A 203-nucleotide genomic window follows, 5' to 3' on the forward strand; every position below is an offset into this window, starting at 1 on the left:
TTTTGACCAGGAAATAAACGATCATGCGATCCGACTCGAATGCCAATTAAGACTAGTTCATCTTTATCAATCGTATAAACCACCAGGACATCGTTAGTTTCGCTTGGTGTTTTGTTTTTCGGGGTATCTCGTAAGTGAAATTCATTATAACCGCTCATTCGCCGATTAAGCTCATGATCTTCAAATTCTGGTGGTAATTGTTG

Annotated in this window: 1 protein-coding gene; it reads right to left on the reverse strand. The window is 38.9% G+C overall.

Translation table 11 applies throughout. From position 1 onward, the window contains the following. Positions 1–203, reverse strand: a 203-nt coding sequence (locus FC70_RS02460; protein WP_235804066.1) for a type II toxin-antitoxin system YafQ family toxin, incomplete at both ends; no start/stop codon positions are given.

Source organism: Paucilactobacillus oligofermentans DSM 15707 = LMG 22743 (genome assembly GCF_001434315.1).
Classification (GTDB): Bacteria; Bacillota; Bacilli; order Lactobacillales; family Lactobacillaceae; genus Paucilactobacillus; species Paucilactobacillus oligofermentans.